Source organism: Chloracidobacterium thermophilum B, assembly GCF_000226295.1.
In the GTDB taxonomy this organism is placed as follows: domain Bacteria; phylum Acidobacteriota; class Blastocatellia; order Chloracidobacteriales; family Chloracidobacteriaceae; genus Chloracidobacterium; species Chloracidobacterium thermophilum.
The window spans coordinates 217,827-231,890 of sequence record NC_016025.1 but is presented as its reverse complement, the minus strand read 5'-3'; the positions used below and the strand labels follow the sequence as shown (position 1 = coordinate 231,890).

The following is a 14,064-nucleotide window of genomic DNA, read 5'->3' as shown; positions in this document are numbered from 1 at the left end:
CCCTTGCTGAACGAACCTTTGAAAAGTGGGGCAAAAAGCGTATCTTTGTTGTAGAAACAGCCTGGAGTTATCCTTATGCTCGCAAAAATTCAGAAATGGGGTAACAGTTTTGCCCTGCGAATACCGAAAGTCTTTGCTGCTGAAGCTCAGCTTCAAAATGACTCACTTGTAGAAATCAGTATCGTCGAAGGCAAGATTATTATTACTCCGGCTCCAGCGCCAGGTTGGACACTTGACGCATTGCTGGCAGGTATCACCGAGGACAATCTTCATCCCGAAGTCGAGACGGGTTTTGCCGTAGGAAATGAAGCCTGGTGAACCTATGGCATACATTCCCGACAGTGGTGACATCGTTTGGATAATGTGCACCCCACAAGCGGGGCATGAGCAGACACGGCATAGACCAGCTTTGGTTTTATCGCCGAAGAGTTACAACAGCAAAGTTGGTCTTGCCCTGCTCTGCCCAATATAAGCCAGTTCAGGGAACATCACGCAAACACGTAGATAAGAGGAATTCAAGATGAAATATCGAGTATTCATTGAGCAGGATGAAGACAATGTGTATATTGCGACAGTACCTTCTCTACCCGGCTGTGTTTCCCAGGGAAAAACTCGCTCTGAGGCTTTGGAAAACATTAAGGAAGCTATCGCAGGATACCTAGAGAGCCTGAAAGCTCATGGTGAACCTGTCCCGCCTCCAATTTCTGAAGAAATCGTGGATGTTTCATCGTGAGCGACCTACCTAAAATCTCTGGACGTGAATTAGTCAAAGCTCTCAAGAAGATAGGTTATGAGCAAGACCGACAGCGAGGCAGCCATATCATACTCCGGCAAATAGACCCTCCACACCGGAGAGTGACAGTGCCAGACCACAAAGAAATAGCAAAAGGGACATTGCGGACAATAATCCGCGAAATCGGACTGACAATTGATGAGCTTAAGGACTTGTTATGATGACTTGAACAATGTCCAACAAGCCTTTGGAGTGGAGTATGCAAGGCACAGCCAGGTGTTCATCATCGTACTGCTCACTCCTTCATTGAACGGGAGCGGTGTTAGCCTTTTGCAGGTCTCGTCAAGGAGGCGACCCGATTGCCTGGACGCCGTTACACTGCAACGCCTGCCACGCCTCCGGTCTCAGCGTTTCCCTTGCACCCTGAAGCGGCCCCCGGCCAGAACGTTGACTGGCCAAGTGCAAACCAACTACCGGCTTTGACAGGATGATGTTTCAGCGGTTGCTCGTACGCGGCACCAACTGGGTTGGCGACAGCATCATGACGCTCCCGGCGCTGCGCGAACTTCGGCGCTTGTTTCCCACGGCGCACCTGACGCTGATGGTACGCCCATGGGTAGCCGACCTGTTTGCCGACACGCCGTTGGCCGATGATCTGCTGCTGTACGACAACCGCCAGGAATCCTTCCTTTCCGGGGTGGCCAAACTCAAAGCCGGGCGCTTTGACGCCGCCATTTTCTTCCAGAACGCCTTTGAAGCCGCGGCGCTGGCCACAGCGGCCCGCATTCCACGCCGTATCGGATTCGCCACCGATGGCCGCCGCTTCCTGCTGACGGATGCCTTCCCGGTGACGCCGGCCACCCGACGCAAGCACCAGCTATACTTCTATCTGGACCTCGTTGCCCAACTGGAAGCCCACCTGACGGGCACCAACCACGTCAACTATGAGACGCCTGACTACCGGCTGCCCGTCTCAGCGGCGGCGCAGGCGGCCCTCGACGCCAAACGGCCCGATCTCCGGCAGGTTGCGCACCCGCTGGCAGTTGTTCCCGGCGCCGCCAACAGCCGCGCCAAACAGTGGCCGGCCGCGGCGTTTACCGCCCTGCTTGACCGGTTGGCCGCAGAGCATGACTGGCCGCTGTTTCTGGTGGGCGCACCGGGTGAACGTCCCCTGTGTGAAGCCATCCGTCAGGGGATGCAGCGCCCCGAACGGGTCACGATCCTGGCCGGTGAACTGTCCCTGCGGGAAAGTGTGGCCCTGCTTTCCCGGTGCGCCGCCGTGGTCAGCAACGACACGGGCCCGGCCTATGTCGCGGCCGCGCTCGACCGTCCCCTGGTGACGATCTTCGGGCCGACCGACCCAAACCAGATTTCGCCCTTTTCGCCGACGGCGCGGCATGTACGCAAGCTCGTTCCGTGCGCGCCCTGCCTGCTCAAGGACTGCCCGATTGACCACCGCTGCCTGACCGGTGTAACGCCCGACATGGTGTATCAGGCGCTGCTTGCCACCCTTGAGGAACATCGGGACTTGCATCCGGCGTGGCGTCACGCTAGGCTGTAGCCAACTTTCAGCTTTCGTTTCCGGTATGCACGTACGCAGCTTTACGTTTAGCGGCTATTGGTATTGGTGGAGCCTCAATGGGAAGGCTCGACCGGCTGCGCTGGCGTGCGTGCTTGACGACTGAAACAACACTCCGCCAAATTTTTCCAGAAGCCGCCGACCTTCCCAAGCGTGGGGGTCGGCGGTTTTGCTTTTGGCCATTTCCAGTGAGGACCTGCTGCCATGCTCGTTCGCCAAAGTTCCCCGTCACAACATACGACGGTCACGATTGCCGGTGTCCCGGTGGGTGGGCCGTCCATGGTTGTGATTGCCGGCCCCTGTGCGGCCGAATCGGAAACCCAACTCCGCACCGTCGCAGAATGTCTGACCCGCCTCGACATCCGGTTGCTGCGGGCTGGTGTCTATAAGCCACGCACGTCGCCCTACAGCTTCCAAGGGCTTCAGGACGAAGGTCTCCAGCTTCTCCACGACATCAAGCGCGCCTACGGGCTGGGCATTGTCAGTGAAGTGATGTCGGTGGCCCATCTCGAACGCGCCTACGAGGTCTTCGACTGTTTCCAGGTCGGCTCGCGCAACATGCAGAACTTTGAACTGCTCAAGGCGCTCGGGCAGGTACGCAAACCCGTCCTGCTCAAACGTGGCCTGGCTGCCACCATTGAGGAGCTGCTCGGTGCGGCGGAGTACATTCTGGCCGGGGGCAATCAGCAGGTTATCCTGTGCGAACGCGGAATTCGCAGCTTCGACCCGGCCACGCGCAACGTCCTTGACCTGGGCGCGGTGGCACTGCTCAAGCGCCTGACGCACCTGCCGGTCATCGTTGATCCAAGCCATGCGACCGGTCGCCGGGAACTGGTCATCCCGGCTGCCCGGGCTGCCGTGGCGGTTGGGGCCGACGGTCTCATCGTGGAATGCCATCCTGTTCCCCAGCAGTCGGTTTCGGATGCCGCCCAGGCGTTGTCGCTCGATGAGCTGGAGCAGCTTGTCCGTGAAACAGCCCGTGTGGCGCAGGCGGTTGGCCGCCAGCTTCCCTGCCCAGTGGAGCGTGCGGCATGAGCATCCTTACCGTGTTGTCAGATGCCGTAACGCCGGCAGCCCTTTACCATGAGCTGGCCGCTGCTTCCGACGTGGCCTTCCTGCTTGAAAGCGCCGAAGGTGACGCCCGCCTGGCGCGCTATTCCATCATCGGCATCGAGCCGCGTCTGGTCGTGGCTTTTCAGGACCGGCGCGTGACGGTTTGTGACCTTCACCGCCAGACCGAGCGCCAGACACAGACGGATGATCCACTGCGGTTTCTGTGTGAAATCCTGGAGCGCGAGCAGGCACAGGTTGCTGACCAGATGCCAACGTTGCCGCCGATGCTGCCGTTCAAGGGAGGTTTTGTCGGCTATCTTGGTTATGGGGCCACCGCCTGTCTGGCCGGCATTCCCATCCAGACGGCGATACCCTATGCCGCGCCGGACGGCTGCTTTGGTCTCTATGACACCTTTGTGGTGTTTGACCATCTCTACCGCAAGCTGCACATTGTCTCCTACGGTGGCGAGGCCATTGTCGAGCAGATATACGAACGGGTCTGCCGCCGGACGCCGCTCCCACCACTGCGCGATGCCACGGCGTCGTTACGCAGCCGCGACGTGTTTGCCGATGCCGAGACCTCACTCGACGATGCCGCGTTCGGCGCGCTGGTTGAACGCTGCCGCGCCTATATCACGGCCGGCGAGGTCTTTCAGATTGTGCCTTCCCGGCGCTTTTCACGTCGGATCAGTGCGACGCCATTTACGGTGTACCGCTCGCTGGTGGCGCTCAATCCATCACCCTATGCCTACTGTCTCAAGTTCGGACGCTTTACGGGAACACCGGGCTTTACCTACGTTGGCTCTTCGCCGGAAACGTTCGTCACGGTGCGGCAGGGCAGCATCACGCTGCGGGCCCTGGCCGGCACGCGCCCACGCGGCGAGACGCCGGAAGAAGATGAGGCGCTGGCCCGGGCGCTGTGCGCCGACGAAAAGGAACTGGCCGAGCACCGGATGCTGGTTGATCTGGCGCGCAACGATGTCGGCCGGGTGGCGCAGGTGGGAACAGTCGCCACTGGTGAAGTGGCGCGTCTGGTGCGCTACACCCACGTGATGCACTTGGCAACGGACGTGACCGGGCAACTGCGTCCGGGGTTGACGGCCTTTGATGTCATCCGAAGCTGCTTTCCGCGCGGCACCGTGACCGGCGCGCCGAAAATCCGCGCCATGGAACTGCTGGCGACGCTTGAACCCGAACGGCGCGGCCTCTATGCCGGCATGGTGGGTTATGTGGACTTTGCCGGCCAGGCGGACAGCGCCATTGCCATCCGCTCGGCGCTCATGCAGGACGGCATCGCCCACATCAACGCCGGGGCCGGTGTCGTCTTTGACTCGCAGCCGCAGCTCGAAGCCGAAGAAACTCGTAACAAGGCGCGCAGCGTCCTGACGGCGCTCTATCTGGCCGAACAGCAAACCCTGCCCCCAACACGGCACTCCACCCATGAAGGCCCGTCGGCTCCGGTATAACGGCGCTCCAACGGCCCTGACCCGTATGATCGTCATTGTTGACAACTACGATTCGTTTACCTTCAACCTGTACCAGATGCTGCAAATGCAGACAGCCGAAGAAGTGGTTGTCGTCCGCAACGATGCTGTGAACCTGGCCACCTTGCGGGACTGGCGACCAACGCGCATCGTCCTGTCGCCGGGGCCCGGGCGTCCCGACAACCCGCGTGATTTTGGCGTCTGTCGGGACATCCTGCTGGCAGCCACCGAACTGGCGGCACCGATTCTGGGCGTCTGCCTGGGACACCAGGGGATTGCCGTTGCCTATGGCGGGCGCGCTGTCCAGGCACCACGCATCGTTCACGGCAAGGCATCGGAGATGGTGATTACCGCCGATTCACCGCTGTTTGACGGACTTCCGCCACGCTTTGCGGCCATGCGCTACCACTCGCTGGTGGCGGACGAAGCCACACTGCCGGACTGCCTGATGGTCACCGCGCGTGACGCCGTGGAAGGCATCATCATGGCGCTTCAGCATCGGGATTGGCCGGTGTACGGTGTCCAGTTTCACCCTGAATCCATTGGAACGCCGTTGGGGCAGCGCATCCTGGCCAATTTTCTCCGCTGCTGAGACCGGGGAGTACAGGGTTTCCAAAGTGAAACACCCCCGCTTTGTCATCCACATGCGGTCAAAAAAGCGGCGGATTGATACGGCATTTCGTCGTAAGTACGACCCTCCAGCTTACGTCCGGTCAAGTCCTTGCGCACCCCACCCCATTGCTTGAAAAAGAATGGAACGCCAGCCTGCCGACACTGCCGCAGGATTCCCATCACCCAGGCTTTGTCTATTGGACGTGCATGGGGGCCGGATTCACCTCCGACAATAACCCAGTGAATACTTTCCAAGCTCAGGTCCTGCATCGGTCCCAGCAAAGGTTCACAGGACAGAAACCGTACTGCGGCCGGCACAGCACGCAAATCATCAATCCGGTGCATTACGGCAGCGTTTTCTACACTAACGCCCATCCAGACGTTTTTCGGCCAAGGCAATTTGTCGGCTATGGCGCGCAGCCGCGCTGTGCGTTTGGTAAGCACCTGAAAAGTGTGCTGCGGGCAATTCTGCATCGTGTCGAACACACGCTGGATGAATTCCAACGGTACCTGATCGTGAAACAAGTCGCTCATAGAGTTGACAAAGACCACACGCGGCTTGCGCCATCGTTTGGGCATCTCCAGCAGATCAGCATGCAGGGTGATGTCAAAGCCGTTGCGATACCGGGCGCTCCCCATGACCCGTAAGCGTGACGCCAACCGCTCTGCATAACAATTTTTGCAGCCATCACTAATCTTGGAACAACCTGTCACTGGGTTCCAGGTGGCTTCAGTCCATTCGATTTTTGAATTGTCAGCCATGGTTACGGTCTCAGGATATGTTGCGCGATCCTCACTGCCGTCTTGGCACCTCTCGGATTCCCTGCCGCAAAGCAAAGCAGGTAAAGTGGCGTGTTTCGACTGTTTCGCAGTGGCAAGGGGTTTTCAGCAACTTCGCTGAAAACTGTCTTCAACCGGTTGACAAAGAATTTCCCGATTTTCACAAAGTCTGCTTCCTTAACAGTGACATCAATATCACCAAACAACGTCGGCTCAGTCTTTTGTGAGTAGAAAATTCTTACGCCAATCTTCAGTACCAAACACTCGTGTCAATGCCTGTTCCCAAGCCGCTGGTGGTTTTCCTCCCTTCGTCAGCAGGCGATTTACTGCCATGCCAGGTGGAAACAGTAGCCACAAATCAATAGCCTTCGTTTTGGCAAGCGCCTCAATCAGTGTCCACTCCACCTGCATTCCGTAGGGATCGAGGAATACTACTGCCCGGTGTCTTTTTCAGTCTGTACCACGGCACCAACCTTGCAGCCAACTGTTTGCATCACTCTGGATAATTTGGATATTGCCTTGTTTTTGGGGAAAGATGGTCTGTAATTTCTGTAGTTCTTCTACACGGGCGGTATTTTGCTCAATGAAAATATACTTTTGAAATGAAGGCTCAACTTCCAACGCCAGCCGGGCACTTCCTTTTAAAAAATTGTCAACTTCCGGCTCGGTAAATTCTTCAAAAAGCTTCAATGATTTAGTCAGTTGCAGCGGGCTGGTGCGGTAGCCAGTACCGGCAAATGCATCCACGTAAATCGGGATCAGACTCTGAGCACGTTCATTCTTTGTAAATATCGTCGTATAAGCCTTCAGATACTTTTGGAGCCGCTCCAGCTTTTGCTCTGTCCAATCACCGCCGAAGGTATGTGATGTTTTCATAGAGCAGAGCCTGCCCTTCTCAGTTTTGTTGTGTCTCTCAAGCTGGGTTTGCCTGGGTTCAGCACTGGTCAACAGTAGCTTACATCAATTTGAGCTGAGGCTCGGAAGTTGGATTTCCTGCATAGTTGTATCAGGAAGACAAGTGGCAAAATGGCGTCAAGTCCGCTTCCAGCACAGGAAACGCGCGTCATCGGTTGAACCCATCGCGACGATAAAGGCGTGGTTGTCAAAGCCCGGCAGTTCCTGAAGGCGTTTCAACAGCACGCCCGAACGGTCGGCTGACTGCGGAATGACCAGCGGCGGACCGTCCGACAACAACCCCCGGAAGACATCCACGGCAAACGGCCCGTCGCTGGTGGTGACGATTTCAACCGCTTGCAGGTCTGCCCAGGCGAGGCGACGCGCAGCACCATCAGGCGGGCTGTATGAAACAGCCACATCGTCAAACGAAATCTTGCCTGCCGATTGGTTTGCCAGCCGGCCTTTTGGAAAGAGCGCATTCCAAATCCTTGAAAACATGGGCCGGGCTTTGGTTCTCTCCGGCAAGTCGCCGTCGGACGGCACGGCTGATCCCTGAGATACCCCTTGAAAGTATCAGGCCGTCGGGCGTTCAGGCACCGGCTGGCGGGTGAAGAAATCCACCCGAAAACGTGCCATGTAGTCATCCAACAGGCGGCTGACGCGCCCGTAATCAGGCGACTTCACAATCAGGCCGGCATGAAACGCCTTGTTGAGCCGCCAGACGACTTCAGGATCATTGTAGGCACTGGTGTCCGGCCACTCCTGGCGCGCCAACGAAATGATCAACCCGGCATATTCGCGCCGTCCCTGTGGTGGACGGTAGGTTTCCGGCGGTTCCGCGCATTCCAGCCGGGCCCACTCCGCCCACAGGTTCACGCCCGTCGCCGCCTCGACCAACTCGACGATGTTGGCCCCGCCCACCCGCGCCGAAGTCTCCAGAAAGTAAAACGTCCCATCCGCGTGGGATTTGATGAACTCCGTGTGGGACGCGCCGCGTACCAGCCCCATCGCCTTCAGCACCCGGCGGTTGAACTCCAGAAGCTGCTGCTCGTCCTCCGACCCGTACTCCACCGTGCGCGTCGCAAACACATCCCCATCGTGCATGACCTCAATAGGTGGACGCGCGTACTTGCTGACCGCCGCGAACACCACCTCCCGCTCCGAGACAATGGAATCCACGTGATAGACATCGCCCGGAAGGAACTTTTCCAGCAGGTGGTAGGAACGCCGGTCGCCAAGCTGGTTCAATATCTCCCACACTTCATCAGGGGAGCTGGTGCGCTTGATGCCAATGGTCGAAGCTTCGGAGCGCGGCTTGACCAGCCACGGACCCGGTACTTCCGCCAGGTACGCATTGACGACCTCATCGTTGAACACCGGCGTAAAGGGCGGCACAGGAACGCCATATTCACGCGCCCGGGCCCGCATTGCGAGCTTGTCACGGAAATAACGCGCTGTTGTTTCTCCCATGCCCGGAATGCGCAGGTGCTCCCGCAAGGCGGCTGCCGTCTCCACGTCAAAATCGTCCAGCGCCACGATGCGGTCAATGCGGTGGGTACGGGCCAGGTAACTGACACCCAAAATCACGTCGTTGAGTCGCCACTTTTTGTTTTCATCGGGCATCAGGAAGATGTCGTCGAGGCTTTCACGCGGCCAGGCAGCGTCCCGGATGCTTTCCGAAGTGACCAGATAGACCCGCCACCCCTGGCGCTTGGTCTCGCGCATAAACTCCGCGCCTTTTTCATAACTGGCAAGACACAACATCGTGAGCGGATGTGTCGGCATACAGAAAGCCCCCCGCAAAGCTGAAGCAGCACTGGGATCGTTGACCGGAAGCTGCATTCTTATCCGCGTACGCCGACCGACGCAAGCGATGTCACAGCCGACTCCAATCCAAGGATTTCCACAACGCCCAGCGCCGCCTGCACCCGAATCCGGTCGCCCGTCCGAATGACGCGCGTCACATGACGGACATTCGTCACCGCTGGCAGACCAAGCTCGCGCAGGACAATCGAGCCATGTGAAAGGTCACCGCCGATTTCAACGACAACACCTGCCACACCGGCAAAGACCGGAACCCAACCGGCATCCACAGCCGGGGCAACCAGAATGAGCGGTTCAGTCGAAACCGGCGGGACAGATGGTGTGTGGCAGACCCAGGCGCGTCCTTCAACAACACCACGGGTCAGTCCTGTTCCCTGCAGGACGGCCGGACGGCTTCCTTCGGCAGGCACGGCCAGAAAAGCCGAAAAGTTATCAAAACGCCGAAACACGTCCGGGAAGGCATAGCCGGCCAGCGTCGCCTGTGCCTGCCGGCGCGCAGCCAGGAAGTCCGGCGTTGCACACCAGCCGCCGTCAAGCTGCCGGAGTTCTTCGATGTCCAAAAGCCAAAGATCATCTGCCGCCGGCAGCCGTCCGTCCTGAAGGGCCTGCGCGGCAAGGCGTTTCATCCGCTGCCGGATGCGGTCAAAGGTCTGCATGGCGGCATGCCGCAACTCCTCCCGCGCATCGAGTGCCCGGCGGGCCTGCTGCCACAGGGGATACACCAGCCATGCCAACCAGGGCAGCGGCAGGGGGGCCTGCCTGGGACGCTCAGCAAGCAGGCTGCACAACAGCGTCTCCGGTTGCTCGTGATAACGCGGGCACGCGATGTCACTTTCAAAAACGCCCCGAAAGCCATAGCGCGCAAGATACGCCTGCCATAGCGTTTGAAAACCATCGTCTTCGGGCACCCTTCCTTCAGCCAGGACAGCCGTGAGATGGGGATGAGCCTGTACATATTCACGCAGCGGATCGAGATCGGTCAGCAGGCGCGTCGTCACCGTTTCATGACACGCCGCCAGCGCGGAAAGCACACCCAGCCGGCGGAGCAGCGCCAGCGGGCCGCTCATGGCCTGGGTCAGTGAAAACATCTCACGAACAAGCGCCGTGTAAACCGTCTGCAAATCGCTTATGCAGTTGGTGAAACTGTCCGTATCAGGTGGAGCATGGCCAAAACCGGAAAGCCAGGCCATACACCGGCGCGCCGAGGACGGCGCTCTCAACTGCGCCCATCCCAGACGTATCAACACCGGCAGAGAACAGAGCAGGCGTCCCCATCGCCATCCCTGTGTGCCAATGTCGCGCCCGCCAATGGCATCCGTGACGAGGCGCGTCGGCAGGCCCCAGAGGCGCATCATGTCCGTCAGCAGCGACAGGTTGATGAACGGTCTTCCGGCAAAGACCTCAATGAACGGCCGGTGCTCCGGCAGACGCGCGTCAAACCCACGGTAGTAATCAAACAGGTCAGACGCACAGGACGCGATGAGACTCGTCATCAACGGTGACGGCAGCGGCGGCAGAATTTCACGGTGGTTGGCATAGGTGAACCACTCGTTGCGTATCACCGGGCGCGTCAGCGGACGTACCTGAAGCAACCAGCACTGTTGCCCGTCATCGGCAAACTCGACATCCCAGTTGCGTGCCCCAAACACGCGGCGCACGTCACGCAGAAGCCGCTGCAACCGCCCTGCAAAGCCGGCTTCCGTTGGTTTCTCGAAGGCACGCAGCTTTGGCAGATGCAGGGTTTCACCGGCTACGAGTCCACTCACGAGACGGTCGCCCAGTCCCTGCGTCACATTGACGAGATCATCCTCATACTCGGTTTCGGTGACGGCAACTCCAGCATGACGCGCGTCAACCATGGCCATGATGAGCACGTCGCGGCGGAAGGGTGCATCCAGACGGTGACTCGAATTCCAGACCCGGCACACCGCCGGCCAGACTTCTGGAAAGGGAACGTTTAGAAAGGAAGCGAAGTAGCCTGCCAGACTCTGGCTTTCGCCATCTTCACGCGAAAAAGCCGAACGCACGGCCACTCTGGAAGCTACTGGCGGGAGGTCGAGCGCCTTCTGAAGGGCTTCTTGGTCGGCGATAACGAAACCTTCCCCGGTAGCGCGAACCCATCCCCTGTGCAGGCTGTGGGTCAGGGCTTCCTCCACGACAAGAACACCCGGCGGCACCGGCAAACCGGCCGCCTTTGCGCGGTGGAGAGAGTCTGCCTTCGGCCCAACCCGCGCCGGCCACGGTGAACGCCCCAACCACACAACAAAGTCGCCTGTTTCCGGCATGGCTTTTTCGGTCCCAACAGTCTCACTGCCAGCGTTCTGCACGTCAGCGCGCGGTGGCAGCCCGTTCGGCGGTGAGTTTGGAGGCAAGCTGCATGAGCTTGTGCGCGTAGGCTTCCGGCTGCTCAACCATGGGAAAGTGATCCCAGTCGTTGACGATTTCCATAGTGGCTGCCGGCAGCTTGGCCCGAAACTCAGCCGCCTGATCGAGCCGCAACACCCGCTCGCGCGCCCCCCACAGCAGGACAGAAGGCAGCGTGACGGGCTTCAGTGCAGCAAACCACTCAGCGGTAATCAGCTCGAACATCTGCCCGAAGGCTTCACAGGTGCCGTATTCGGCAAAAAACCGGTTGAGAAATTCGTCCGGGACCGGCTGCGAAAAAAACAGCCGCTTCCACAGCGGACGAAGCAACGCCGAAGCCAACATCCGCTTGCCCAGTTCACGGACTGTTTCAGAGGACATCAGCCGTGGAAACCAGCGGGTGTCCAGCCGCGCACCAACTGGCGCATGCAGAATGACGCCAGCAACGGAGGGCGCGAAATGCTGGAGATATTCCAGCACCAGCGAACCGCCAATGCCGTGCCCAAGCAGGATGCGTGGCGCGTCAATGTGCGTCACGAACTGCTGAATATGCGCGGCATAATCCGACAGCGTGACACACTGTGTGTCCCGTGGCGTCCCGCCAAAACCCGGCAGGGTCAGGGCTGTAAAGCCGACCGGAGAGGTTTCTGAAAAAAACGGCTCCACCCGTGCAAAACGGAAAGCGCCACCACCGTTTCCGTGGATGGCAATGATCGTCGGGCGCGTCATGCCTTCGCGGCAGTAGCAGCAGGTACGATTGCCTGCCAGTCGGGATGATCACCGGCATGCCTGAAGTCATGTTGCCAGAGAACGTCACCGGCTGACGACACCAGGAAAGCGCCGGGCATAACAAACGGATCACCAACCGGCAGACCGATGAAGTGTCCCTTGCCCACGGCGCGCAATCCGCAAGCCCACACTTCGGGGCCGAACATCTCGCGCAACCCGCCACGCTGAATGCCGAGTGCTTTGTAGAACACCAGCGGCGTGTCGCTGATGGCGCGGGCTTCCTTCCAGAGGCTGGCAAAAAAATCCTGCCCCTGCTCGACCGTCCCCTGATAAAAGAAGACCACGTTCGGATAGTTGGCGTCCTGCGTGGCCGCGTTACGCACATCGGCTACCATTTCGCGGCAGAAGACGCAGCCAAAGTGCCGGAGAAAGACGAGCAGATTGACCGGTGCAGTCAACTGCCCGGCCAGGGTACGCCCGGCCAGATTCAGCCCTATCACTTCACGTTCGAGGATGTCTTTCGGAATGCGTTTCGTCATGACAGCAGCCACCTTGTGTTACGCCAGATGAACAGGCGGCAACAAGCCCTGTGTTTCACCTTGCCGGGGGTGGGTTCATCATCCGGGCAGAACTGGATTCAACCGTGCGCCCACACACACTGGATGCGCGTTTTCCGGGTTCCTGCCGGCTCGCGTGGAAACCGGCTCGCGTGCCGGTGAAGCGACACCTACCGACCAAATGTTAGCTTCCTAACAGTTTCCAAGGGTTATACTTCTCACCGTAAAACCTTACAAGAAAGTAAGGTTTTACAGTGCGTCCCCAAAACAGGTGTCTGGCGGCGTCCGGTTCTTCCCGGATGCCGCCGCTGACATCGCCGTGGGTACGTCTCCCACGGGTTTTCTGAGCTGTACCAAGGAGGCATCAGTGATGGCACGCATCAAGTTGACTGAGGAGAATCGTTTTTCGACTTACGTCAAGAGCCGGAACTCACCCCAGTACCGTGACCTGGAAAAGTGGCAGCAGTGGTTTGCATCACGTGGGATTCCATCCGTCATTGCCTGCTCGCGCAGTGGCTATGCCCTCTACCGGGAAGGGCTGCTGCCGGTGGACATTCACGATGAATCCCCGGCATCGGCGGAGGGAAACGGATCGAAGGCGTTTTTCGCTCCAACCACGGAGCAGAGTGAGGCTAAGCCTTCCCAGACGCTCAACGATAACCTCACCAACCCGAACGTACGGATGGCTACCGCCTGAAAACAGCTTTCAGAAAGGTCACACGGCGCGCTGGGTTGCCTACCCTGGCGCGCCGTATGCTGTGTGCCGGTTTGCCTGACCGATGGCGGCCGAACGACCGCCGCCGTTCCAAGCCGAAAAGTGTTTACATGGCTGGGGGCGGCAGCACAGGCCCGAAGCCACGCCCGTGATGCCACCTGGGACCGCCCTGCATCCGCTGGTGGAACCGCTCCAGTATCTGTTTGGCACGCTCACGCTGTTCCGGCGTCAGCACGGCTGCAACCCGCGCTTTTGTGCGTTCCTTGACGACGATGAGTTCGGTCATCGTTTGTGCCTGTTGCTGGGCCAGCACACGCACCTGCGCTTCATTGAAAACACCATCTGTACCGAGAGTGCGGAGTTGACCGCGAACGGACTTGAGTTGCCGCATGAGCGGTTCCGCCACAGCCCGCTCCTCTTCCATAATCTGCCGAATCTGGGTCTGTTGTTCTTCGCTGAGGCCCAGTTGCGCGGCCATGCGTTGGATGAAAAAGCCCATGAAGTGTCCGGGGCCACGGTCGCGCCCGGCTGCATAGGCCACCCCGCCCATCACCCCGGTCAGGATGAAGGCCAGGAAGGCGACGGCGATCAAGGGACGTAAGCTGAAACGGTACAACATACGCGATACTCCTTCTCTTCGCTGCATTTGCCCCTGCGTTTGCCCCAGGGGACGGACTTGAAGCCGTGAACGGCTCGGTTCGACGGCTACCCCTATAGACGCCGGGCGTCGCTCCAAA

General features: G+C 59.2%; 16 protein-coding genes and 1 pseudogene. 9 read left to right on the top strand and 8 right to left on the bottom strand.

Translation table 11 applies throughout. The features are described from left to right. The first annotated feature begins 75 nt into the window (after nucleotides 1-75). The 8 genes from CABTHER_RS12015 to CABTHER_RS11995 all read left to right on the top strand — a co-directional run bounded on the left by CABTHER_RS12015 (nucleotide 76) and on the right by CABTHER_RS11995 (nucleotide 5,441). Entirely contained in the window at nucleotides 76-318 is a 243-nt protein-coding gene (locus CABTHER_RS12015) for an AbrB/MazE/SpoVT family DNA-binding domain-containing protein (RefSeq protein ID WP_014100923.1), read from the top strand. Beyond that, a complete protein-coding gene (locus CABTHER_RS16740; RefSeq protein WP_455423213.1) occupies nucleotides 305-472 on the top strand; it encodes a type II toxin-antitoxin system PemK/MazF family toxin in 168 nt (55 codons plus the stop codon). Before CABTHER_RS12015 ends, CABTHER_RS16740 begins: the two co-directional genes overlap by 14 nt. A 48-nt stretch (nucleotides 473-520) precedes the next feature. After that, on the top strand, nucleotides 521-733 hold the full coding sequence (locus CABTHER_RS16735) for a type II toxin-antitoxin system HicB family antitoxin (protein WP_081464912.1): 213 nt from the start codon (nucleotides 521-523) through the stop codon (nucleotides 731-733). After that, nucleotides 730-954: a type II toxin-antitoxin system HicA family toxin gene (locus CABTHER_RS16730; protein WP_081464911.1), complete on the top strand. Its 225-nt coding sequence runs from the start codon at nucleotides 730-732 to the stop codon at nucleotides 952-954. Before CABTHER_RS16735 ends, CABTHER_RS16730 begins: the two co-directional genes overlap by 4 nt. A gap of 269 nt (nucleotides 955-1,223) precedes the next feature. Further along, the gene (waaF, locus tag CABTHER_RS12010; RefSeq protein ID WP_049787532.1) at nucleotides 1,224-2,294 is read left to right on the top strand and encodes a lipopolysaccharide heptosyltransferase II; all 1,071 of its coding nucleotides are present in this window, start codon (nucleotides 1,224-1,226) and stop codon (nucleotides 2,292-2,294) included. A 222-nt stretch (nucleotides 2,295-2,516) separates the two neighbouring features. Then, nucleotides 2,517-3,347, top strand: a complete 831-nt coding sequence (locus CABTHER_RS12005) for a bifunctional 3-deoxy-7-phosphoheptulonate synthase/chorismate mutase (protein WP_041569955.1) — start codon at nucleotides 2,517-2,519, stop codon at nucleotides 3,345-3,347. Then, nucleotides 3,344-4,831, top strand: a complete 1,488-nt coding sequence (locus CABTHER_RS12000; protein WP_014100920.1) for an anthranilate synthase component I family protein — start codon at nucleotides 3,344-3,346, stop codon at nucleotides 4,829-4,831. The genes CABTHER_RS12005 and CABTHER_RS12000 overlap by 4 nt, the downstream gene beginning before the upstream one ends. After that, nucleotides 4,806-5,441: an anthranilate synthase component II gene (locus CABTHER_RS11995; RefSeq protein WP_228374105.1), complete on the top strand. Its 636-nt coding sequence runs from the start codon at nucleotides 4,806-4,808 to the stop codon at nucleotides 5,439-5,441. The genes CABTHER_RS12000 and CABTHER_RS11995 overlap by 26 nt, the downstream gene beginning before the upstream one ends. Nucleotides 5,442-5,485: 44 nt before the next feature. On the opposite strand, the gene CABTHER_RS11990 is transcribed toward CABTHER_RS11995, so the two are convergent. The 7 genes and pseudogenes from CABTHER_RS11990 to CABTHER_RS11960 all read right to left on the bottom strand — a co-directional run bounded on the left by CABTHER_RS11990 (nucleotide 5,486) and on the right by CABTHER_RS11960 (nucleotide 12,594). Then, a complete protein-coding gene (locus CABTHER_RS11990; protein ID WP_041569954.1) occupies nucleotides 5,486-6,223 on the bottom strand; it encodes a DUF5131 family protein in 738 nt (245 codons plus the stop codon). Nucleotides 6,224-6,454: 231 nt separating this feature from the next. Continuing rightward, nucleotides 6,455-7,117: pseudogene (gene tcmP / locus CABTHER_RS11985) on the bottom strand (three-Cys-motif partner protein TcmP). A 156-nt stretch (nucleotides 7,118-7,273) separates the two neighbouring features. Further along, a complete protein-coding gene (locus CABTHER_RS11980) occupies nucleotides 7,274-7,636 on the bottom strand; it encodes a hypothetical protein (RefSeq protein WP_014100916.1) in 363 nt (120 codons plus the stop codon). A gap of 75 nt (nucleotides 7,637-7,711) precedes the next feature. Then, on the bottom strand, nucleotides 7,712-8,923 hold the full coding sequence (locus tag CABTHER_RS11975; protein ID WP_041570099.1) for an ATP-grasp domain-containing protein: 1,212 nt from the start codon (nucleotides 8,921-8,923) through the stop codon (nucleotides 7,712-7,714). 59 nt (nucleotides 8,924-8,982) lie between these two features. Continuing rightward, nucleotides 8,983-11,247, bottom strand: coding sequence for a PEP/pyruvate-binding domain-containing protein (locus CABTHER_RS11970; RefSeq protein WP_148264089.1), 2,265 nt, complete (start codon nucleotides 11,245-11,247; stop codon nucleotides 8,983-8,985). A 43-nt stretch (nucleotides 11,248-11,290) separates the two neighbouring features. Next, nucleotides 11,291-12,055 (bottom strand): alpha/beta fold hydrolase, encoded by a 765-nt coding sequence (locus tag CABTHER_RS11965; protein ID WP_014100913.1) that lies wholly within the window; start codon nucleotides 12,053-12,055, stop codon nucleotides 11,291-11,293. Then, nucleotides 12,052-12,594 carry a SelL-related redox protein gene (locus tag CABTHER_RS11960; RefSeq protein ID WP_014100912.1) on the bottom strand — a complete coding sequence of 181 codons (543 nt, stop codon included), beginning with the start codon at nucleotides 12,592-12,594 and terminating at the stop codon, nucleotides 12,052-12,054. Before CABTHER_RS11960 ends, CABTHER_RS11965 begins: the two co-directional genes overlap by 4 nt. Nucleotides 12,595-12,982: 388 nt before the next feature. On the opposite strand from CABTHER_RS11960, the gene CABTHER_RS11955 reads away from it, so the two are divergent. Beyond that, nucleotides 12,983-13,309, top strand: coding sequence for a hypothetical protein (locus CABTHER_RS11955; RefSeq protein WP_041569953.1), 327 nt, complete (start codon nucleotides 12,983-12,985; stop codon nucleotides 13,307-13,309). Nucleotides 13,310-13,433: 124 nt separating this feature from the next. Here the strand turns inward: CABTHER_RS11955 and CABTHER_RS11950 are convergent, their stop codons facing one another. Next, nucleotides 13,434-13,946, bottom strand: a complete 513-nt coding sequence (locus tag CABTHER_RS11950) for a Spy/CpxP family protein refolding chaperone (RefSeq protein ID WP_014100910.1) — start codon at nucleotides 13,944-13,946, stop codon at nucleotides 13,434-13,436. Between the last annotated feature and the right edge of the window lie 118 nt (nucleotides 13,947-14,064).

Bases quoted from the DNA above. Each gene is read 5' to 3' on its own strand.
- CABTHER_RS12015 (WP_014100923.1), top strand. From the start codon at position 76: ATGCTCGCAAAAATTCAGAAATGGGGTAACAGTTTTGCCCTGCGAATA.
- CABTHER_RS16740 (WP_455423213.1), top strand. From the start codon at position 305: ATGAAGCCTGGTGAACCTATGGCATACATTCCCGACAGTGGTGACATC.
- CABTHER_RS16735 (WP_081464912.1), top strand. From the start codon at position 521: ATGAAATATCGAGTATTCATTGAGCAGGATGAAGACAATGTGTATATT.
- waaF (WP_049787532.1), top strand. From the start codon at position 1,224: ATGTTTCAGCGGTTGCTCGTACGCGGCACCAACTGGGTTGGCGACAGC.
- CABTHER_RS12005 (WP_041569955.1), top strand. From the start codon at position 2,517: ATGCTCGTTCGCCAAAGTTCCCCGTCACAACATACGACGGTCACGATT.
- CABTHER_RS12000 (WP_014100920.1), top strand. From the start codon at position 3,344: ATGAGCATCCTTACCGTGTTGTCAGATGCCGTAACGCCGGCAGCCCTT.
- CABTHER_RS11995 (WP_228374105.1), top strand. From the start codon at position 4,806: ATGAAGGCCCGTCGGCTCCGGTATAACGGCGCTCCAACGGCCCTGACC.
- CABTHER_RS11990 (WP_041569954.1), bottom strand. From the start codon at position 6,223: ATGGCTGACAATTCAAAAATCGAATGGACTGAAGCCACCTGGAACCCA.
- CABTHER_RS11980 (WP_014100916.1), bottom strand. From the start codon at position 7,636: ATGTTTTCAAGGATTTGGAATGCGCTCTTTCCAAAAGGCCGGCTGGCA.
- CABTHER_RS11975 (WP_041570099.1), bottom strand. From the start codon at position 8,923: ATGCCGACACATCCGCTCACGATGTTGTGTCTTGCCAGTTATGAAAAA.
- CABTHER_RS11970 (WP_148264089.1), bottom strand. From the start codon at position 11,247: ATGCCGGAAACAGGCGACTTTGTTGTGTGGTTGGGGCGTTCACCGTGG.
- CABTHER_RS11965 (WP_014100913.1), bottom strand. From the start codon at position 12,055: ATGACGCGCCCGACGATCATTGCCATCCACGGAAACGGTGGTGGCGCT.
- CABTHER_RS11960 (WP_014100912.1), bottom strand. From the start codon at position 12,594: ATGACGAAACGCATTCCGAAAGACATCCTCGAACGTGAAGTGATAGGG.
- CABTHER_RS11955 (WP_041569953.1), top strand. From the start codon at position 12,983: ATGGCACGCATCAAGTTGACTGAGGAGAATCGTTTTTCGACTTACGTC.
- CABTHER_RS11950 (WP_014100910.1), bottom strand. From the start codon at position 13,946: ATGTTGTACCGTTTCAGCTTACGTCCCTTGATCGCCGTCGCCTTCCTG.